Genomic DNA, 19,225 nt, shown 5'->3' with positions numbered 1-19,225 from the left:
AAGGTGGAATACCCATGCACAGCAACGATGTCGATGTGCTCATCGTCGGCGGCGGGGTCGCCGGGCTGGCCCACGCACTCGCCGCGGCCAAGGCGGGTAACCGGGTCGCCGTGCTCGAACGCGATCAGCGCGCGGTCGGCGCCTCGGTGCGCAACTTCGGCCTGATCTGGCCGATCGGTCTGGCCACGGGCACCGAGACCTTCTTCTACGAGCGGGCCCTGCGCAGCGCCGAACTGTGGCGGGAAGTCGTGCGGGACACCGGAATGTGGCACTCGGACCGGGGCAGCCTGCACCTGGCCCGCCGTCCCGAGGAGCTCGCCGTGCTCGAGGAATTCCGTGACCGCACCCCGGCCGCGGTCGCGAACGGGGTGCGGCTGATCGGCGCGCGGGAGACCTTGCGGCGCAGCGATTGGGTGCGCGGGGACGGCTTGCTCGGCGCCTTGGAGAGCCCGACCGAGCTGAACATCGATCCACGGGTGGCCATCCCCGCGCTCACCGAGCTGCTGCGCGAACGCTACGCCGTGCGGATCGAGTTCGGCGCACTGGTGACCGGGATCGACCATCCCGTCGTGCACACCAGCGCCGGAGACTGGCGCGCCGAACGGATCTTCGTGTGCAGTGGCAACGAATTCCAGACGCTCTATCCGGAGATCTTCGCCGATTCCGGGCTGCGGCACTGCAAGCTGCAGATGATGCGCACCCTCGCCCAGCCGGACGGTTTCGAACTCGGCCCCGCACTGTGTGCCGGACTGACCCTGTTGCACTACCCGTGTTTCGCCGACTGCCCGAGCCTGCCCGCGCTGCGTGCCCTGCTCACCGAGCAGCATCCGTTCTGCCTGGATGGCGGGATCCACGTGCTGGTCTCCCAGGCGAGCACCGGGCAGATCGCCATCGGGGACAGCCATCACTACGAGCTGACCCAGGATCCGTTCCAGTACGCCGAGATCGACGAGGCCATCCTGGAGTATTTCGACGGATTCGCCCGGCTCCCGCGCAGGCGGATCGCCGAGCACTGGCACGGGATCTACCCCTCGCCGAGCGATGGCTCGAAGGTGCTGCTCGCACGGCCGGAACCCGGGGTGACCGTGGTGAACGGGTTCGGCGGTGCGGGCATGACGCTCTCGCTCGGCGTCGCGGAACACATCCTGGAGCACGGCACGCTGCGCGATCAAGGGTTCGCCAGGTTATAGCCGCTATTGGGATCGCGGATGTTGACCCTCCCGCGCCGTCCGGACAAGGCTGGTAACCGAGTCGATCGGAGTCACAGGTGAGCAATACGCAAAGCCCGGAACACACCGGGAATTTCATCGAAGGCCGGTGGCGCGAGCCGGAAAGCGGACGGCTGCGCCCGAATCTCGATCCCGCCGATCCCGCCCGGATCATCGGCGAGTTCGCCGAGTCCGGGGCGGCGGACGCGGAACTCGCCGTGGACGCCGCACGCCGGGCCTTCCCCGCCTGGCGGGCGATGGGTTCGGTGCGCCGCGGCGAGATCCTGTCCGCGGCGGCCCGGTTGCTGACCGAGCGGGCCGAGACGATCAGCGCCGCGATCACCGCGGAGAACGGCAAACGACTCGACGAGGCACGCGGCGAGGTGCGCAGGGCCGCGGCCATTCTCGAGTTCACCGCCGGGGAGGGCCGCAGGCTCGGCGGCCAGACCCTGCCGAGCGAGGAGCCGAACACCATGGCGTTCACCTGGCGGCGCCCGATCGGGGCGGTCGGGCTGATCACACCGTGGAACTTCCCGCTCGCCATTCCACTGTGGAAACTGGCCCCCGCACTGCTCTCCGGTTGCACGGCGGTGCTCAAGCCCTCCCCGCTGACCCCGCTGACCGCGGCACTGCTGGTCGAGGTGTTCGCCGAGGCCGGGGTTCCCGAGGGCGCGGTCAACCTGGTGCAGGGCGACCGGCCGGTGGGCGAGGCACTGGTCGCCGATCCGCGCATCGCCGGGATCTCGTTCACCGGTTCGCTTCCGGTCGGTGTGGCCATCCAGCAGGCCTGTGCCTCCCGGCTGGTGCGCACCCAGCTCGAGCTCGGCGGGAAGAACGCCGTGCTGGTGCTCGCCGATGCCGATCTGGACGCGGCGACCAGGGCGATCGTGCACGGCGCCTTCGGCCAGTCCGGGCAGCGGTGCAGCGCGACGAGCCGGGTGATCGTGGACCGCGCGGTGCGCGAGGAACTGCTCGAACGCCTGCTGCCCGCGGTCGCCGGGATGCGGATCGGGCCGGGAACGGACCCGGGGAGCGATATCGGCCCGGTGATCGACGAATCCGCGCAGCGGCGCCTGCTCGACGCGGTGGAACGGGCCAAGGCGGAAGGCGCCACGGTCGCGGTCGGCGGGAAACCGGTGGAGCTGCCCGGTTATTACGTCGCACCGACCGTGCTCACCGATCTCGCTCCGGACGCCGAGATCGCCACCGAGGAGATCTTCGGGCCGGTACTGTCCGTTGTGGACTGTTCGGGTTACGAGGAGGCTATGCGAATCTCGAACTCGGTGCGCTACGGCATGTCCGGCACCGTGTTCACCCGGGACTACGGCCTCGCCATGCGCGCGCTCGACGAGTTCGAGGCGGGCATGCTGCACGTGAACCGCCCCGGGGTCGGCGCGCAGGCACACCACCCGCACATGGGCGCGAAACTCTCCCAGTACGGGGCACCGGAGTGCGCGCAACAGGTCTGGGACTTCTACACCGAGTGGAGGTCGGCGTGCGTCAGCTTCTAGGCGGCAAGGTGCGCACCGCCGCAGCGGCGATCGCCGAATTCGCCCGGCACGGCGCGACGATCGGGATGGGCGGGCAGAACATCAACCGCTGCCCGATGGCCCTGACCCACGAACTGATCCGGCAGGGAATCGGCGGGCTGACCGTACTCGGCTGCAATCTCTCCCTGCCGCTCGACCAGCTCGCCGCGGCGGGCCTGGTCACGCGCACCGAGCAGGGCAGCGGAAATCTGGAGCGCTACGGGGTGCTGTTCGCCTGGCGCAGGGCGGTGGAGCGCGGCGAGATCACGGTGCGCGACTACAGCCATCTCGCGATGGCCAGCCGGTTCCTCGCCGCCACGCTCGGGTTGCCGTTCCTTCCGGTGCGCAGCCTGCTCGGCACGGATCTGGGCCGGGATCTGCAACGCAGCGGGGACGCCTCGGCGACGACGGATCCGTGGACCGGGCAACCGGTGCTGCTGGTGCGCGCCTGCTCTCCCGATCTCGCCCTGGTGCACGCCAGCCTCGCGGACGCGGACGGGAACGTGGTCATCGAGGGGGTTTCCAGTCACGAGGTCGACATGGTGACCGCGTCGAAAGCCGCGATCGTGTCCGCGGAGAAGGTCCTGCCCTCCGGGGCCTTCGCCGAACACCCGGAGCGGGTGACCATCTCCGGGGCCCATGTGGACGCGGTCGTCGAGCAGCCCTTCGGCGCCTACCCGACCTCGGTGTACCGGCACTACGACTTCGACGAACCGGCCATCGAGCGGTACCAGTCGCTGGCCCGCTCCGGGACCGGGCTCACCGAACATCTGCGTGATTCCGTGACCGCGCACCCGGATTTCACCGCCGAGCTGGCCGGTCTGCGAACGCGGTGCGCCGAACTCGAGGCCTCGATGCTGGAGCTGACATGACCACGATCCAGACCCCGGTCACCCCGCGCGAACTGCTCGTGTTCGAGGGCGCCCGGCAGATCGGCGCGGACGAGCGGATCATCGCCGGAACCGGGCTACCACTGCTCGCCGCGCTACTCGCCCAGCGCACCACCGCACCGGGGCTGAAACTGATCATCGAGAGCGGAGTCGTCTTCCCCGAGGTGGTGCCCACCCCGATCTCGGTGGTGGACCCGCGGATCATGCACTCGCCGAGCAGGCTGGGCTCACTGCTCGAAGTGCTCGGCGGATTCGTCCAGCGCGGGCTGGTCACCACCGGATTCCTCGGCGGCGCCCAGATCGACGCGCGGGCGAACCTGAACTCGAGCTGGATACGCCGGGGCGCGGAGTGGGTGCGGTTGCCGGGCAGCGGCGGGGCCAACGATATCGGCTCGCACTGCGCGAAGGTCGTCGTGCTCACCACACACGAGAAGCGCCGGTTCCCCCAGCACTGCGATTACGTGACCACACCGGGATTCCTCGACGGTCCGGGGGCGCGCGAACGCGCCGGGCTGGGTCCGCTCTCGGTCCGGGTGATCACCGATCTGTGCGTGTTCTCCGGCGACGAGTCCACCGGGGAACTCGAGCTCACCGCGCTCATGCCCGGCGTGGAAATCGAGGATGTACTGGAGAACACCGGATTCCGCCCGAGGATCGCCGCGCAGCCACGCGTGGTGACCGCACCGGGGGAACCCGAACTCCTTCTGCTGCGCGAGGAACTCGATCCGCGGGCCAAGTACTTCCCCGAACGCAGGACCCCCTGAACGGTACCGAGAAAAGGAGAACGGCATGCCCGAGAACCCCTTCGCCTGGCGCACCGGGATCGCGTGGAAGAACAAGGACCGCATCGTCATCCGTGGTTACGACGTGAACGAACTGACCGGGAATCTGGACTTCGGCCAGATGCTGTTCCTGGTGCTGCGCGGGGAGCTGCCGGACAAGGCGCAGGGCGAGATCACCAATGCGCTCATGGTGAACCTCGCCGAGCACGCCATGTCGCCGTCCTCGGCGACGGTCCGGTTCGCCACCTCCGGGGGCGCCGAACTCAACAGCGCCGTCGCCGCCGGTGTCTCCGCGATCGGGCGGCTGCACGGCACATCCGATCGCCCCGCGCAGCTGTTCCGGGACGTGGCCGCGCGCGCCGAACGCGAATCCGGCACCCCGGACGAGGCGGCAAGGGCCACCGTGGCCGAGATGCGTTCGGCCGGGGAACGCATGCCCGGGTTCCACCACCCGCAGCACATCCAGGATCCGCGCACCGTCCGGCTGCTCGAACTCTCCGACAAACTCGGCATTTCCGGGCGCTACGTACGGATCGCACGCGCCATGCAGGACGCGACCGAGGCCGTCTTCGGGCGCACCGTGTTCCTCAACGGGCCCGGCGCGATGGGCTGCATCGGCCTGGACGCGGGCTACGAACCGCTCGAGCTGAAGGCGATGTTCATCGTGTGCCGTTCGCTTTCCCTTTCCGCGCACGCGATCGAGGAATCCACCAGGGAGAAGGGCTGGCGTGCCTCCTCGAACGCGGACATGGTGCAGCCGCTCTCCCTGGAGATGCAGGGCCCGCACAACTACGACGGACCGGGCGATCGCGTTCTGCCGGATCAGCGGTAGCACTCTGCCAGGATGGGCGCATGGAGCTGAACACCCACCGGTTGTCCATCTTCCTCCGGGTACTCGAACACGGCGGATTCTCCGCGGCAGCCGAGAAGCTGTACATGAGCCAGCCCTCGGTGTCCAACCAGGTGCGTGCGCTGGAGACCACGCTGCGCACCCAGCTGGTCGACCGCTCGGGGGCGCGGATCCGCCCGACCGAGGAGGGCAGGGTGCTCGCCGACTACGCGCGCCGCATCCTGCTGCTGATGGACGAGGCGGTCACCGCGGTCGAGCGGGTGCGCGGACTGCAGCAGGGCAGCCTCGCCATCGGTGGCACCACCACCATCGGCACCTATCTGCTCCCCGGCCTGGTCGCGCGATTCCATGCCGTGGCCCCGGACATCGCCTGCGATATCCGGGTCGGGAACGAACATCAGGTGGTGAAGTGGTTGCTGGACGGGGAGATCGGGCTCGGGGTGTTCGCCGGTGAACCCGCGGCCGAGCAGCTGAGCACCCGGCGCATCGGAACCGACGAGATGGTGCTCATCGGTGCGCCAGGGGACACGCAATCGCTTGCCGAGCAACGATTCCTGTTGCGCGAACGAGGATCCTCCACCCGGGAGCGGCAGGAGGCGGCGATGCGCGCGCTGGGCATCGATCCCGCTTCGGCCTCCGAGCTGTGGGGTTCGGAAACCCTGAAACGCGGAGTGCGCGCCGGGCTCGGGGTCGCCGTGGTTTCCGCGCATACGGTCGCCGACGAACTGCGTGAAGGGACACTGTGCACGATCCCGGCCGACCCACCGCTTCCCGCGCGCCCGGTGACCATGGCCCGCCGCACCGACCGGCTGCTCTCCCCCGCCGAGCGCGCCTTCACCGAACTGCTCGGTGACATCGGAACCGAATCGGGAGAACACGAATGAACGGTCATCGGCGCGCGGTCCGCATCGTCTGCCTGGACCGCGCGGACCGCGTGCTGCTGCTGTGCTGGGACCGCCCGGATCGGGGCCATTACTGGGAACCGCCCGGCGGCGGCATCGAGGACGGTGAGACCCCGATCGAGGCCGCGCGGCGGGAACTGCGCGAGGAGACCGGGATCCCGGGGGACCACCTCACCGGGCGCTTTGTCGACGTGGAACGGGATTTCCGGTGGTTCGGTGCCCCGAAGCGGCGGGTCGAGCGGTTCTTCCTCGCCGAGGTACCGCACGCTCCGGCGGCGCGACCGGCCGCGCTGACCGAGGCGGAGACCGCAGCGCTGCGCGGGCACGGCTGGTTCACCGTGCCGGAGTGCGCGCGCCTTCCCGAGCGGGTGGAGCCGGAGAACCTGACCGCGATCCTCGGCGAGCTCAGCAGTCGGCGCGCACCCTCGGGGTGATCGCGGCGTCCCCGTGCTCGCCGTGCAGGAACCAGTCGGTCAGCTGCGTACTGAGCTCGGCGAGCCGGTCCGCGGCGTAGTGGGTGCTCTGCCAGATCGCGTAGTAGGTCACGAAAATCGGCTCACCGGCGTCCACCAGGCGGCGCATGGTCACCCCGTACTGCGGGGTGCCGAGGGTCAGCCCGACACCGTGCCCCGACCAGGCGAGGGCATGGGACATCGAGGCCGAACTGGTCTCGGCGACCACCCGCGGGGCGTCCCCGAGTTTGGCGAGCGCCCGATCGCAGGCCAGCCGGATGGCGTTTCCCGGCTCCCGCATGATGACCTCGCATCCGGCGAGATCGGTGATGTCGATGGTCTCCGAACCGGCGAGCGGATGATCGGGGCGCAGATAGGCCGTGACCCCGATCCGCCCGATCGGCGCGGCGACCAGATCCACCGGCGGGTCGAGCGCGCAGATGCCGAAATCCGCGTCCTGTCGCCGGATCCGGTCGTAGACCTCGTCGTCCGCACACGTGAACGCGTCCTTGATCGGCCCGGAGGTCTGGGCGAGAAACGGCGCCACGATGAGCCGCACCGTGGATTCCGGGCAGATGACCCGAAATTCCATTTCCGTTCCCGTCGTATAGGAATGAATCAATCGCTGCCCGAGTTGCGCGCGCTCCACGAGATCCCGGGCGATGGGCTGAATGAGTTTTCCGGCGGCACTGATCCGCAGGCCCTCGCTGCTCCGCTCGAACAAACGTGTACCGAATTCACGTTCCAGCGAGGCGATCGCCCTGGACAGTGCGGGCTGGGTCATGTGCAGCCGGCGCGCGGCGCCATTGATCGAGCTCGATTCACAGACGGCAAGAAAATACCGCAGAGACCGCAGCTCCAAATTTCTACCTCCATATATGCATGGCGCGCATAACGACGCGACCTAAACGGCATTACACGATATAGCGGTGCACAATGCTGCATGATTGCGCATCGACCGATCGACGTAACACCGGGTCCCCGAAAAATCTCGGACAACGGTTCCGGAGGCTGATGTCTAAACAATGCGAAAAAGGGCCGGGCGGTGCGGTGCACCACCCGGCCCGGGGAAAAGCCGTGATCAGGCGAGCTTGGTCAGGGCGGACAGGTTCGCCCAGTGCAGGTCCTCGATCACGTTGCGGGTCCGCGAATCACCCGAGTACTTGTAGGAGCCCGATTCGAAGAGCACATAGGCCCGTCCGCCGTAGGCCGCGATGCCCTCGCTCATGCTGGGCCCGCGGAAGCAGTGCAGCTTGGCCTTGTCCAGATCGGTGGTTCCCCGGCGCACGACGTAGATGTTGCCGCGCTTCGTGCGCCCGTACGAGGTGCTGTAGATGAAGTGCTTCCCGGTGACCAGGACACCCTGGGTCTTGGTCGGGGTCTCCCACGGTTTCTTGATCGTGGTCAGCGAACCGTTGCTGTTGATCGTGTAGGAGTACATCTTGCCCCGGCCCTTGGAGGTGAACTTCCCCGCGTAGAGCTTGCTGCCGTCGGTCGACAGGTAGGAGGCGCCGTAGACCTTTCGGGCCTTGCCCGTCTGCTTGACGTACGGGACGCCCTTCTCCTTGATCTTCTTCTTCAGCGTGGAGAGCTTGTACTTGCGGACGGTGTGCCATTTCCCGGACGCCCCGCCCGAGACGAAGGCCCAGCCCTTGGCGACCGCGATCCCGCCGACGTGCGATTCCGCGATCGCGACCGTACCGACCACCTTATTGCGCTGCGCGGGATCCAGCGCCACGATGTGCGCCTTCTGCCCCTTCTTGCCGTAGGAGGTGACCAGGAGCAGATCCTTGTTGCCGTCCCAGTTGTTCCACGCCGCGACACCTTGGGGCGTACCGCGCTTGAGTTCCCCGCGCGGGACCGCGGGCCCGATCTTGAAGGTGGAGTCGTAGCGGTTCGATGCGGCCTTCCCGTCGTAGAACGGGCCCGTGCCACCGGTGGACTTCGTCTCGCATTTGATGGCCTTCGGTGCGGCCTGCGCGGTCGCGCTGAACCCGCTACCGAGCAGCAAGGCGCTCCCCACCGTCACCACGGCGGCCTTACGGAGCAAAGTGTTCATTGTTCTCCCGTGCTCGTCCTGAGACTTTCCACAATCGGACGTTTAGCCTATATGGGCGGTTCCCCCGATTTTCCGGCCGCCACGGGATAACGGTGCGAAACGGGAACGCTTCGTCAGGTGAGCCCGCTCAGCCGGAGTAGATCTCGCCCAGTTCGGCGAACACATCCTGATTGAGCCGGAAGGCGAGCTCCGCCTCGGCCACGATCGCCCGCTGCTCGGCGACGGGGACCGGGGCGGTGTCGATCGCCTCCCGGTACCTGTCGCGGAGCAGTTTCACCGTCCTGGCGCAGGAGAACTGATAGAAGGTGCTCGCCATCCGCCCGGTGTAGCCGTAGTTGTGCGACAGCGCCCTGCGGACCAGCTGCCCTCCGGAGAGATCGCCCAGATAGCGAACGTAGTGGTGCGCGAGGAAGCCGCCCGGCCAGTGCCGCACCGTCCGGTCCAGATGCGCGCAGTACCGCTCGGTGGCGGGCCGGATCGCGGCACCGGTTCGTTCCCGCCAGCCCTCGCCGAACAGCACGGTGAGGTCGTGCCGCAGGCGCGCGGCCCTCGGCAGCTCCGGGAACAGCATGCGCCCGGCGATCGGGTTCCCGATCCAGTGGATCGCATGCCGTTCGAGAGTGCGGTAGATGGCGAAGTACTGGGCGGTGAGCGCGGCATAACCGGCCATCGGAAGCGAACCCGCGAGCAGTGCGCGCAGCAGTGGGTTCGCTCCCACATTCCGGTGCGCCTGCTTGGTGCCAGTCCGCAATCGGTCCGCCAAACCCGTTCTCGTCTCCATCCCACTCCCATCACCCCGACAGCCAGCAGAATTAAGGTAAGGCTACCCTTAACGACTTGGAGTGACAAGAGAAACCGGATCCGTCACGGTGCTCAGGGAGCGAGGACGAGCTTCCCGGTCGCCCGGTCCTCGGCCATGTACCGGTGCGCGGCCACGACCTCGTCCAGGCCGAAGACCCGATCCAGGTTCGGCCGGTAGGTACCCGCCTCGACCTGGTCGATCACCCGTTGCAAGATGGCCGTTCCCGCCCGCCCCTTGACATCGTCACTGTGGAAGGCCGTCAGCTTCGTCCCGGAGGGCACCATCGCGACCGGTTCGAACTCCGGAATCACCCAGCTGCCGCTGAGCATGCCGGACACGCAGACCGTTCCGCCGCCACGGACCAGGTGCAGCGAGTCCACCGTGGTGGGGGCACCGACCAGGTCGAGGACGTAGTCCGGCCCCTCCGGCCAGATCGCCCGGACCGCGTCCGCCAGCGGTTCGGCATCGGTGAGCACGTGGTCCGCGCCGCCCGCGGTCAGCGCCGCCGCTTTGGCCGCCTGCCGGGTGGTCGCCGCCGTCTCGATCCCGTAACCGGAGGCGATCGAGAGGGCGGCCATCCCGACCGAGGAGGTTCCGCCACGGATCAGCAGCCGCCCCCCGGTTTCCGGACCGGCACCGAGCGCGTCCAGCGAGCCCTGTGCCGTCAGGTACGTCTCCGGCAGCGCACCGAGCACCGTCCAGTCCAGCTCCGTGCGGACCGGCATCAACAGGTCGTTCGGCAGCAGCGCGTACTGGGCATAGCCGCCGTCGAACTCCCGGCCCATCTCCCCCATCACCGCGGCCACGGTCGTCCCCTCGGGGACCCCGGAGTCGGTCGATGCCACGACCACACCGACACATTCGATACCGAGCACCCGCGGGAATCCGACGTTCGGGGAGTGTCCCTGCCTGGTCATCAGCTCCGATCGGTTCAGCCCGGCCGCCTTGACCTCGACCAGGCTCCACCCCTCGCGGACCTCCGGCACCGGCAGCTCCCGGACCTCGAGCACGTCCGGTCCGCCCGCCCTGGTGCAGACCGCCGCGCGCATCGACGCATTCGCCATGTTCCACCTCCGCGCGGAGGCTAACGGCGGGCACCGACAGAATCGGGCTCAGTGCTCGAAGAGCTGGTCGAGGCGCTCGGTGAGGATGGCCCGCGCTTCGGCCGCGGTGTAGAGGTTCTGCAACAGATGCGCGGAGAGCCCGTCGGTGAGCGCGAGCAACTCCTCCGCGGTGCGCAGTGCGTCGACCCGCGCGCGAACCCGTCCGTCCCGCTGCGCCTGCCGCAGCTGGGCGGCGAGGTATTCGCACAGCCGCCGGGTTCCCTCGAGCAGATAACCGGCCAGTTCGGGATGCTCGGCACTGCGGCCGAGCCAGGTGATCAGCGCCTGCACGTAGACCCTGCTGCGCTGCCGCAGCGGTAACCGCTCGGTGAGGATGATCTGGACGACCTCGCGCGGATCGCGGGGTTCGGGCAGCGCCGAGACCTCGGCGGTGATCCGGGCGCCGACCTCCTCGCCGACCCACTGCAGCGCGAACAGCAGCAGTTCGTCCTTGCTGGCGAAGTAGTGCTGCACCCGGCCGACCGAGACACCCGCCTCCGCGGCGATATTGCGCACGGTCACCGCCGCGAAGCCGTCGCGTTCCGCGATACGCCAGAGCGCCTCGGCGAGCTGGCTGCGTCGTTCTCCGTGATCGACCTGTTTCGGCACGAGGGCAATCGTAGCAGTACGAGGTATTGCATCACCCTCTCGCATCCTTTACAGTACGACGTATTGGAAAAGGAGGTGGCTCTGTGCCGACCGCGTACAACGGCGAGATCGGACTCGCCTACGAAGTGGATCCCACAGCGGGAGAACCGATTCTGTTGCTGTGTGGTGGTTTCGTGCAGATGATCCACTGGCCGGAGGAACTGCTCGGCGGACTGCGCGAGCGGGGTTTTCAGCTCGCCCGGTTCGACAACCGGGACAACGGCCGGTCCACGCACTGCGCCGAGGGGCCGGCCTATTCGCTGCGGGACATGGCCGAGGACGCCGTCGCGGTGCTCGATGCGCTCGGCTGGTTCTCGGCGCACATTCTGGGTATCTCGCTCGGCGGCATGATCGGGCAGGTGCTCGCCGTGCACCACCCCGAGCGGGTGCGCAGCCTGTGCTCGGTCTCCTCCGCGCCCGGTGCCGGGCTGCGCATCAGCCGCCCCAAATTGGGCAAGATGTTCCGGATCCTCGCCATGTCCGCGAAGAAACCCAAGACGACGGAGGGCCGGATCGAGCACAGCATCGCGCTCTACCGGCTGCTGACCACGCCTCGGTATCCGGTCGACGAGCAGCGGCTGCGCGCACTGTTCGCCGAGGGGGAGCCCGAGGATCCCGCGGGTGGCATGCGCAACCTCGCGGCGATGAAAGCGAGCGGGGACCGGCGCGCGGAGCTGGCCGGAATCACCGCGCCCACCCTCGTCGTGCACGGCGACAAGGATCCGATGCAGTCCCCCAAAGCGGGGCGCGCCACCGCGGAAGCCATTCCCGGCGCACGGCTGCGCTTGTTCCCCGATGTGGGGCACGCCTTCCCCGCGCAGCTGTGGCCGCAGGTGCTGGACGAGCTCGACGACCTCCTCGGCCGCGCACCACACGGTTCGGCGGAACCGACGACGGGCGCATGAAACCGGCGGCTTTGGTGACCGGTGGCGCCCGCGGCATCGGCGCCGCGGTGGCCCGCCGCTTCGCCGCGCTGGCCACCTTCGGCCGCCTGGACATCGTGGTTCTCAACGCCGGAATCGGTGGGCCCGGCCCGATTTCGGACGGGACTTCGACCTAGAACGCTACCGGCGCACGCTCGCGGTCTTTATCGACGGCGCCGTGTTCGGTATCCGGGCGGCACTGGCCGCGCTTGCCGCAAACGGTGGCGGCACCATCGTGGTCACCGCCGGGATCGCACCTGCTCCGTTCGATCCCGTCTATGCGGCAGCCAAGCACGCCGTCATCGGCCTCGTGCGTTCGGTGGCAGCCGCCGTGCACTCGATCGCGACCGGCGGGGAGACCGGACAGGCACCGGAACCGGTGTCCTTCCCCGTTCCCGAAGCCGGTCAACCGCCGAATTCCAGTATCGTCCGGCCATCGGAAACCGGTGCCGAACCCCGCAGCACCAGGCCACGGTCGGCGGCCAGCATGGTCAGTTCCCCGACGGTGCGTTCCCTTCCGCCGAAGCACATCAGCATGAACAGGTCCATCGCGGTGTCGACCCCTTGTCCCAGAACGGGTTCGATCACCACCACGGTGCCGCCCGGTCCGGCGGCCCTGCGGCAGCCGTCCAGGATGGCGCGGGCGTTGTCATCGTCCCAGTCGTGCAGGATGTCGGAGAGCAGATACGCGTCGGCGCCCGCGGGCAGCGGATCGAAGAAGCTACCGGAAACCGCACCGGCACGGTCCCCGAACCCCGCCGCGGCGAACCTCCGCTCGGCGGCCGCGGCGGTCGGCGGCAGTTCCAGGACCTGCCCGCGAACCCCGGGATGGGCGCGCAGGATCGCCGCGAGCACGGTGCCCTCACCCCCGCCGACATCGAGGATCCGCGCAAACCTGCTCCAGTCGAAGCGTTCCGCGATCTGCGGCGCCTGCACCCGGAAGCGCCAGTTCATCTGCGCGTCGAAGGAACGCCGCAATTCCGGGTTCGCGTCGAGGTCCGCCCAGAATCCGCGCCCGTATCGCCGCGTGTAGGCCGGTTCGCCGGTACCGATCGTGCCGAGCAGGTCCACGAAGGCGAGCTCCGCGCGGCCGCCCGCCTGGTGGATGTCGAGCAGTGGCTTGATTCCATCCGGGGCCTCGGCATCCAGCTGCGCGCCGAGTTCGGTCGGCCGGTATCGCCCGGATTCCGGATCGCGTTCGAAGACGCCGACCGTGACCAGATGATCGAGCAGGCAGCGCAGCGCGGGCTCCGCGGTCCCGGTCGCGGCGGCGAGTTCCGCGGCCACCGAACCCGTGTTTCCCGCTCGCTCCACCAGATGCAGCGTCGCGGCCACCCGGATGGCCATCGGGGTGGCCAGATCGGCCAGGTCCCGGATACCCGGTTTCGAGGAGTCCACCGATCCAGCCTAGGACGGCATGTCCACCGAATTCGCGGCTCAGTTTCCCGTCACGGCCCGGTTGTGATCCAGCGCCGCGGTGATCCAGAACCCGGTGTCCTCCGCCGAGCCGAACCGGGAGAGGTCCACCTCGATCCAGCCCTTGGCCATCTCCTTGCCGCGCATCATCGCCGGGTCGGCGCCTTCGTCCTCGATCAGTTCCTCGGCCCGTTCGGCAGCACAACGCAGCAGGACCCGGTCACCGTTGAGGGCGGCGACCATTTTCTCGTGCACCATAAAGGAAAGACCACCGAACATTCGCTGCTCGCGCACGACCTCCCCGGAGAGCGCCTCGCGAATCCGGTCGGCGACGTCTTCGTCATAGGCCATGCCGTCCCCTTTCCCGCCGAGGCATCGTCCGCGAATTGTAGGGCCGGGGTGCGTTTTTCCGCAGGCCAACCGGTCGCGAATGCCGCCCGGAATGGATGCCGAGGCCATCGAGGACCGTGCACGACCGGCCGGAACGAACCGATGGCCGTGTCCCGAGGATCGTCCATCGGGGTTCCTTCCGGGTAGACTGGGTGAAGCGGAGGAAGCTCCGCTTCACCGCTCACCACACCGGAGGTTCCTCCCCTTTTGAGTTCCGATGACTCGGCTTCCGCAGGGAACAAGCCGCGCCGTGCGCCGCGGACCGATGCGCGGCGCAACCGGGACAAGCTCATCCGGGCGGCGACGGCGGCCTTCGCCGCCGCCGAGGGCACGGTTCCGTTCGAGGCCATCGCCCGGGACGCCGGTGTCGGCATCGGCACGCTGTACCGGCACTTCCCCACCCGCGAGGCACTGGTGGAGGCCGTGTACTCCGCCGAACTGGACGAGGTGACCGACAGCGTCCCGGATCTGCTGCGGCGATTCCCACCGGAAACGGCGCTACGCGCGTGGATGGAACGCTATGCCGCCTTCGTCGCCACCAAACGCGGCATGGCCGAAACCCTGCGCGCCGGCTGGGAATCCGGGACGATCGCCACCCCGGCCACCCGGGAACGCATCACCGCCGCCATCGCCACGATCCTGGAAAGCGGCGCCGAATCGGGGACACTGCGCGCGGATACCGAGCCCGGGGACGTCACCATGCTGCTGCTGGGCACGCTGCTGGCCACGACCGGAAACGAGACCCCCGGACAGACCGGGCGGCTGCTCGATCTCGTCATCGACGCCCTGCGCCCGGAGTGACCCCGGAAGCTCCCGCCCTTTTCAACCTATAGCGCATCAGGGGGCTTGCGGCAAGACCCCGGGCATCCCCCAGACTTCCCCGCATGACCAGCCGATCGATATCTGCCGAAGCCGGGCCCTTCTACCACGGCACGAAGGCCGATTTGCACCAAGGCGACTTGCTGGACCCCGGTTACCGGTCCAATTACGGTGAGCGGAGGACGGCCAATTTCGTCTATTTCACCGGAACCCTGGAAGCGGCCACCTGGGGAGCGGAACTCGCCAGGGGCGAGGGGCCCGGCCGGATCTACCGCGTGGAACCGATCGGCTCCTTCGAGGACGATCCGAACCTGACGGACACGAAGTTCCCGGGCAATCCGACCCGGTCCTACCGCAGCCGGGAACCGCTGCGCGTGCTCGAGGAGATCCTGGACTGGGCGCCGCACTCCCCCGAGGTGCTGCAGGCGACGCGCGCGCACCTCGCGGAGCTCGACCGGCTCGGCGTGGAGGCGATCAACGACTGAACCGCGGCCGAGCTCAGGCCCGGCGATCCGCGCCGATGGCGACGCCGACGATCGAACACGGCTCGGTGCGAACTGGCCGCGGTCGCGGCCGAACCGCTGGCCCGGACGCTCGGCGTGACCAAGGGCAGCTTCTATGCCCACTACCGCAACCGCGACGAGCTGATCGCCGCGGCGCTCACCGAATGGGCGCGCGGCCACGGCGAAGCGGGCCTCGCCGAATTCGCCGCGATCACCGACCCCGCACAGCGGTTGCGCGAACTGCTCACCGCCGTCGTGCACTCCGTCCAGCCGCTGACCCTCTTCGGTACACCTGAGCCTGCTCGGTGACCGCAACGATCCCGGGCCAGGGTCGCCTACGCGGCTATCCTCGGACTGTCGCAGCTGACCCAGACCGATCAGGTCACGCCGCCATCCGCCGCACTGGCCGACGAGGCGATCGCGGCTTTCCTCCGTCCCGAGGACACCGCCCGCGAAACCGTCTTGACGGGCACGGAGAACACCCGGCACCATGACCATGCGGCGTCGGTGACGCGTTCAGCTCCCGGCCGTTTCCGGACACATCGTCCCAGCCCTCGAATTCCCGCACCGGACCGAATTCCGGTCGGCCGAACGCGCCCATGAGCGCACGAGAATGGAGAAAACCCATGAGCATCAACAGAATCACCGACGGCGCCGAACGCGCGATCATCGAGAACCTGCTCGATCGCAACCGCGAGGCCCTGATCGAGACCGCCCGCGGACTCTCCGAAGCCGAGGCACGCCAACGGCTCGTGCCGTCCCTGACGACACCGATCTCCGTACTCAAACACGCGGCGGCCGCCGAACGGATCTGGTTCCAGCGATTCTGGGCGGGGCTCGGGGAATCCGAATGCGACGGCTACTCGAGGCGCGATGAAGGCACTTTCGCGGTCACCGACAGCGAGACCCTGGCCGGGGTGATCGCCGAATTCGAACGGGCAAGCGCCCGCTCGCGGGAGATCGCCGCCCGGTTCGAGCTCGACGACACCGTGGACATTCCCGCGGAGGGAACCATCAGCATGCGCTTTACCCTGCTCGGCATGAGCGAGGAATTCGCCCGGCACGCGGGGCACGGCGACATCCTGCGTGAGCAGATCGAAGCCGCTCGCGACAGCTGAACCAGCGCTCCCCGGCCGTGACCGGCTAGGGGCAGTCCCCGCCGTAGTTCCGGTAGCCGGGATGCACGCCCGGGGTGAGTCCGAGGTGATCGGCGATGCGCGTGAGCAGACCGTGCAGCTGGGCGCGTTCCGCCTCGGTCAGGGGCGCGGTGACATCCCGCTCGTGTGCGGCGGCGACCGCCCGGACCTCGTCCAGCAGACCGGCACCCGCCTCGGTGAGGTGCAAGGCGTTGTGCCGCCGGTCCTCCGGATTGCGGCGACGCTCGATCGCGCCGCGCTGTTCCAGATCGTCGAGCAGCGCGACGAGACGGGTCGCCGCGGTGTCCAGTTTCGCCGCGAGCGCCTGCTGACTCAGCCCCGGTTCACGATCGATCGCGAACAGCAGCCCACTGTGCGCCGGGGTCAGCTCGATACCGCCGATGCGCTCGCCATAGCGCTGCGCGGCCCGCGCCCCGATCTGCGTGAGCAGGAACGCATTGCCATGCCTGCGCGGTATCCGCGCCTTCTCGTTCGCCCGCACGGCGAAATAGTATCACTTGACAAACCATTACACGCGATAAACGATTATCTCGTGGAACTAACCGCGGCAGGCCCGGTGCACAGCCCGGCACGGACCCTCTTCGCCGAACTCGCGGCCGGATACTCGGACGCGGGGCGACTCGAACGGGCCTGCTACCGGATCGCCGCGGTGCTCGTCCTGCTCGGACTGCTGCACCTGCTCGTGCAAGCGGTACTCGGCGGACCGTGGGCCGGACCGGTCTCCTGGCGCAAACCCGCGGAGTTCGGCCTCGCCTTCGGCGTGACCCTGTTCGCCGTCACCGCGGCGAGCACCCGGATCGCCGCGTCCGCACGTTCGCGTGCGCCATCACTCGGCCTGTTCGCGATCGCCTGCACCGTCGAGGTCCTCGCGATCACCGTCCAGGCATGGCGCGGCGTCCCCTCACACTTCAACACCACGACCCCGATCGACAGCGTGTTCGCCATGGCCGCGGCCTTCGGCGGCGGCGTGATCGTGCTCAGCATCCTCACGCTGACCATCGCCGCCATCCGCAAACCGCTGCCCGCCGAGACCCGCGCCACCAGGATCGCCGTGCTGTGCGGGTTCTTCAGCCTCGTCCTCGCACTGCTGATCGGCGCCGCGATGATCGCGATCGGCGAACGGACGATGTTCACCGTCTCCCTCGAGGCCGCCTACTGGGCCGCGACCGTTCTCGTTCCCGCGCACGCCGTCGCCATGCAGGGCATCCTCGTCCTCCCCGCACTCGCCTGGCTGACCACGCACACCGGGTGGAGCGCGCCGCGGCGCACCCGGATCATCATGCTCGGCAGCACCGGTTATCTACTGTGCACGGCCGTGGTCGTCATCGAGGCCGCCTTCGGCATCGAACCGACCCGCTTCGGCACCGCGCCGATCGCCGCGACCGCCCTCGCCCTGCTCGGACTGCTCACCCTCGTCGGCACCGGAATCGTCACGATCAAGGCCGTGTGCACGAGACAACGGCACACCTGAACCGAACGGCGCGCACCGACAGCAGCGCACATACCCAACGCGGTCGGGCAGGCGTTCGGAACTCCGTCACGGGAACGGGCTGATCGCCTCGATCGCGCGTTTGGCCTCGGCAAGCGAGGCACCAGTCGCCTCGCGGTACACCTTGATCGCTTTGATCTTCTTACCGGCCTCGGCCAGGCGGCGAGCCTCGGCGGGAACATCCGGCGCCGCATGCGCTTCCAGCTCCCCGGGTCGGACCCCCAGCTGCTCGGCGAGGTAGGCGACCTGCGCCTCCAAACGGACAATGCGAGCCTCTTGCCGCGCGTCACGCATCATGCGACGACATTAGACCAACCCCGAACCGCTCCCGGTGCCCGCCGAACCCTCAGCCGTCCGCCGCGAGCTCGGCGATCAGGGCATCGATCGCGCGATCGGCGAGTCCGGCCGTCGCCCGGCTGATCAACATTCCGGTCGACGACGGCATCCGCGGCCAGGTCGCCCAGCGGCAGGGCGGGCGCAGTGCACGGGTTTCGTTCAGTGGCAGCGGCGGCGCTGATAACCGGCCCGGATCCACTTCGGCAGGCTGACCCCGGCGAGGAACCAGAGCAGGACGCCGAGCAGGAGACCGGGCACGATTCCCCCGTCCTCCCCGAACAGGACCTGACCGTAGACGACGAGCAGCACCGTCGCGGTGAACCCGCCGAGGATGACGGCGGCCCGCCAGGCAACGAGCCATCGCGAACGCATCCGGAGCTTCCGCCAGCCCGGTGCGCGATTCTTACCGCGGTTCATCCGCCGAATCTCACGGAGCTCACCCGAGTCGATCCCGAACAGGGCCCGGCACCGCAAGAACCGGTGGTCCGCGAACAACCCCTGCACCTCGTGCACCGACCACCGTCCGGTGACGCGGAGGATCACCCGCCCTCCCTCGTCCCGCAGCAGGATCCCCGACCAGCGCGGATTGGGGCCCTTGGGATTGATCCGCTCCACGTCGTAGGTGAGCACCTCTGCGATCGAGGCGAGCGGTACCTCGGCATGCTCACCGCCCCAGGCGTCCACGATGAACGTGGCGTCCTCGATGCGTACCCGCAGTGGGCGGGCCTTCAGATCGGTCGTGACCTTTTCCGGGACGACCTCGGTGCCCCGCACGGTTCCCGATTCCTCCCCATACCGCGACGCAGGCGCCGATCGTGGAGCCGGCCAGGGGAATCGAACCCCTAACCTCCTGTTTACAAGACAGGTGCTCTGCCGATTGAGCTAGGCCGGCGTGGCCACCGTGACCGGCGGCCAGGCTCATCGTAGCCGGTGGGTGTGGTCCTGGTGTGGTGCGGTGGACGTGCGG

24 protein-coding genes, 1 tRNA gene and 1 pseudogene are annotated in these 19,225 nt (G+C 68.7%); 15 read left to right on the top strand and 11 right to left on the bottom strand.

Annotated features, from left to right (window positions below; translation table 11 throughout):
• Window positions 1–14: 14 nt before the first annotated feature.
• From AD72_RS06015 to AD72_RS05985, 7 genes are all read left to right on the top strand, one after another.
• Entirely contained in the window at window positions 15–1,190 is a 1,176-nt protein-coding gene (locus tag AD72_RS06015; RefSeq protein ID WP_031465396.1) for a TIGR03364 family FAD-dependent oxidoreductase, read from the top strand.
• 77 nt (window positions 1,191–1,267) lie between these two features.
• A complete protein-coding gene (locus AD72_RS06010) occupies window positions 1,268–2,719 on the top strand; it encodes an aldehyde dehydrogenase family protein (RefSeq protein WP_031465395.1) in 1,452 nt (483 codons plus the stop codon).
• Entirely contained in the window at window positions 2,704–3,609 is a 906-nt protein-coding gene (locus tag AD72_RS06005; RefSeq protein ID WP_231644741.1) for a CoA transferase subunit A, read from the top strand. Before AD72_RS06010 ends, AD72_RS06005 begins: the two co-directional genes overlap by 16 nt.
• A complete protein-coding gene (locus AD72_RS06000) occupies window positions 3,606–4,391 on the top strand; it encodes a CoA-transferase subunit beta (RefSeq protein WP_031465393.1) in 786 nt (261 codons plus the stop codon). The genes AD72_RS06005 and AD72_RS06000 overlap by 4 nt, the downstream gene beginning before the upstream one ends.
• 25 nt (window positions 4,392–4,416) lie before the next feature.
• Window positions 4,417–5,241, top strand: a complete 825-nt coding sequence (locus AD72_RS05995) for a citrate/2-methylcitrate synthase (protein ID WP_031465392.1) — start codon at window positions 4,417–4,419, stop codon at window positions 5,239–5,241.
• Between the two features lie 20 nt (window positions 5,242–5,261).
• Window positions 5,262–6,143: a LysR family transcriptional regulator gene (locus AD72_RS05990; protein WP_031465391.1), complete on the top strand. Its 882-nt coding sequence runs from the start codon at window positions 5,262–5,264 to the stop codon at window positions 6,141–6,143.
• On the top strand, window positions 6,140–6,595 hold the full coding sequence (locus AD72_RS05985; RefSeq protein WP_031465390.1) for an NUDIX domain-containing protein: 456 nt from the start codon (window positions 6,140–6,142) through the stop codon (window positions 6,593–6,595). The genes AD72_RS05990 and AD72_RS05985 overlap by 4 nt, the downstream gene beginning before the upstream one ends.
• Here AD72_RS05985 and AD72_RS05980 read toward each other — a convergent pair.
• The 5 genes from AD72_RS05980 to AD72_RS05960 all read right to left on the bottom strand — a co-directional run bounded on the left by AD72_RS05980 (window position 6,567) and on the right by AD72_RS05960 (window position 11,186).
• On the bottom strand, window positions 6,567–7,475 hold the full coding sequence (locus tag AD72_RS05980; protein WP_082468780.1) for a LysR family transcriptional regulator: 909 nt from the start codon (window positions 7,473–7,475) through the stop codon (window positions 6,567–6,569). The two genes, AD72_RS05985 and AD72_RS05980, sit on opposite strands and share 29 nt — an antisense overlap.
• A 219-nt stretch (window positions 7,476–7,694) precedes the next feature.
• Complete coding sequence (locus AD72_RS05975; protein WP_031465388.1) at window positions 7,695–8,672, bottom strand: hypothetical protein; 978 nt, start codon at window positions 8,670–8,672, stop codon at window positions 7,695–7,697.
• Between the two features lie 127 nt (window positions 8,673–8,799).
• Window positions 8,800–9,453 (bottom strand): biliverdin-producing heme oxygenase, encoded by a 654-nt coding sequence (locus AD72_RS05970; protein ID WP_031465387.1) that lies wholly within the window; start codon window positions 9,451–9,453, stop codon window positions 8,800–8,802.
• 92 nt (window positions 9,454–9,545) lie between these two features.
• Window positions 9,546–10,538, bottom strand: coding sequence for a zinc-binding dehydrogenase (locus AD72_RS05965; protein WP_037344969.1), 993 nt, complete (start codon window positions 10,536–10,538; stop codon window positions 9,546–9,548).
• A gap of 48 nt (window positions 10,539–10,586) precedes the next feature.
• Window positions 10,587–11,186: a TetR/AcrR family transcriptional regulator gene (locus AD72_RS05960; protein ID WP_031465385.1), complete on the bottom strand. Its 600-nt coding sequence runs from the start codon at window positions 11,184–11,186 to the stop codon at window positions 10,587–10,589.
• Between the two features lie 83 nt (window positions 11,187–11,269).
• Between AD72_RS05960 and AD72_RS05955 the strand changes: the two genes are divergently transcribed.
• The 3 genes and pseudogenes from AD72_RS05955 to AD72_RS37505 all read left to right on the top strand — a co-directional run.
• Window positions 11,270–12,130 (top strand): alpha/beta fold hydrolase, encoded by an 861-nt coding sequence (locus AD72_RS05955; protein ID WP_051898027.1) that lies wholly within the window; start codon window positions 11,270–11,272, stop codon window positions 12,128–12,130.
• Window positions 12,127–12,285: a hypothetical protein gene (locus tag AD72_RS37510; RefSeq protein WP_231644740.1), complete on the top strand. Its 159-nt coding sequence runs from the start codon at window positions 12,127–12,129 to the stop codon at window positions 12,283–12,285. Before AD72_RS05955 ends, AD72_RS37510 begins: the two co-directional genes overlap by 4 nt.
• Window positions 12,286–12,326: 41 nt before the next feature.
• Window positions 12,327–12,422: pseudogene (locus AD72_RS37505) on the top strand (SDR family NAD(P)-dependent oxidoreductase); the annotation flags it as partial.
• Between the two features lie 131 nt (window positions 12,423–12,553).
• Here AD72_RS37505 and AD72_RS05950 read toward each other — a convergent pair.
• On the bottom strand, window positions 12,554–13,546 hold the full coding sequence (locus tag AD72_RS05950; RefSeq protein WP_031465383.1) for a methyltransferase: 993 nt from the start codon (window positions 13,544–13,546) through the stop codon (window positions 12,554–12,556).
• 39 nt (window positions 13,547–13,585) lie between these two features.
• Window positions 13,586–13,915 (bottom strand): TfoX/Sxy family protein, encoded by a 330-nt coding sequence (locus AD72_RS05945; protein WP_031465382.1) that lies wholly within the window; start codon window positions 13,913–13,915, stop codon window positions 13,586–13,588.
• A 246-nt stretch (window positions 13,916–14,161) separates the two neighbouring features.
• On the opposite strand from AD72_RS05945, the gene AD72_RS05940 reads away from it, so the two are divergent.
• The 4 genes from AD72_RS05940 to AD72_RS05925 all read left to right on the top strand — a co-directional run bounded on the left by AD72_RS05940 (window position 14,162) and on the right by AD72_RS05925 (window position 16,394).
• Window positions 14,162–14,755: a TetR/AcrR family transcriptional regulator gene (locus AD72_RS05940; protein WP_031465381.1), complete on the top strand. Its 594-nt coding sequence runs from the start codon at window positions 14,162–14,164 to the stop codon at window positions 14,753–14,755.
• A gap of 83 nt (window positions 14,756–14,838) precedes the next feature.
• The gene (gene arr, locus AD72_RS05935; protein WP_031465380.1) at window positions 14,839–15,258 is read left to right on the top strand and encodes an NAD(+)--rifampin ADP-ribosyltransferase; all 420 of its coding nucleotides are present in this window, start codon (window positions 14,839–14,841) and stop codon (window positions 15,256–15,258) included.
• A gap of 72 nt (window positions 15,259–15,330) precedes the next feature.
• Entirely contained in the window at window positions 15,331–15,585 is a 255-nt protein-coding gene (locus tag AD72_RS37100; RefSeq protein ID WP_255357143.1) for a TetR/AcrR family transcriptional regulator, read from the top strand.
• Window positions 15,586–15,902: 317 nt separating this feature from the next.
• A complete protein-coding gene (locus tag AD72_RS05925) occupies window positions 15,903–16,394 on the top strand; it encodes a DinB family protein (protein ID WP_031465379.1) in 492 nt (163 codons plus the stop codon).
• A 25-nt stretch (window positions 16,395–16,419) separates the two neighbouring features.
• Here the strand turns inward: AD72_RS05925 and AD72_RS05920 are convergent, their stop codons facing one another.
• Complete coding sequence (locus tag AD72_RS05920; protein WP_051898024.1) at window positions 16,420–16,914, bottom strand: MarR family winged helix-turn-helix transcriptional regulator; 495 nt, start codon at window positions 16,912–16,914, stop codon at window positions 16,420–16,422.
• Window positions 16,915–16,965: 51 nt separating this feature from the next.
• On the opposite strand from AD72_RS05920, the gene AD72_RS05915 reads away from it, so the two are divergent.
• Window positions 16,966–17,904 carry a hypothetical protein gene (locus AD72_RS05915; RefSeq protein WP_156365060.1) on the top strand — a complete coding sequence of 313 codons (939 nt, stop codon included), beginning with the start codon at window positions 16,966–16,968 and terminating at the stop codon, window positions 17,902–17,904.
• Window positions 17,905–17,970: 66 nt separating this feature from the next.
• Here the strand turns inward: AD72_RS05915 and AD72_RS05910 are convergent, their stop codons facing one another.
• The 3 genes from AD72_RS05910 to AD72_RS05900 all read right to left on the bottom strand — a co-directional run bounded on the left by AD72_RS05910 (window position 17,971) and on the right by AD72_RS05900 (window position 19,150).
• The gene (locus tag AD72_RS05910) at window positions 17,971–18,219 is read right to left on the bottom strand and encodes a ribosomal protein L7/L12 (RefSeq protein ID WP_051898021.1); all 249 of its coding nucleotides are present in this window, start codon (window positions 18,217–18,219) and stop codon (window positions 17,971–17,973) included.
• A 198-nt stretch (window positions 18,220–18,417) separates the two neighbouring features.
• The gene (locus AD72_RS05905; RefSeq protein ID WP_031465375.1) at window positions 18,418–19,032 is read right to left on the bottom strand and encodes a hypothetical protein; all 615 of its coding nucleotides are present in this window, start codon (window positions 19,030–19,032) and stop codon (window positions 18,418–18,420) included.
• A gap of 42 nt (window positions 19,033–19,074) precedes the next feature.
• Window positions 19,075–19,150: transfer RNA gene (locus AD72_RS05900), tRNA-Thr, on the bottom strand.
• Window positions 19,151–19,225: the final 75 nt, after the last annotated feature.

Source organism: Sciscionella sediminilitoris, from assembly GCF_000737195.2.
In the GTDB taxonomy this organism is placed as follows: domain Bacteria; phylum Actinomycetota; class Actinomycetes; order Mycobacteriales; family Pseudonocardiaceae; genus Sciscionella; species Sciscionella sediminilitoris.
The sequence above is the reverse complement of the archived record's forward strand: the minus strand, read 5'-3'. Positions and strand labels throughout refer to the sequence as shown.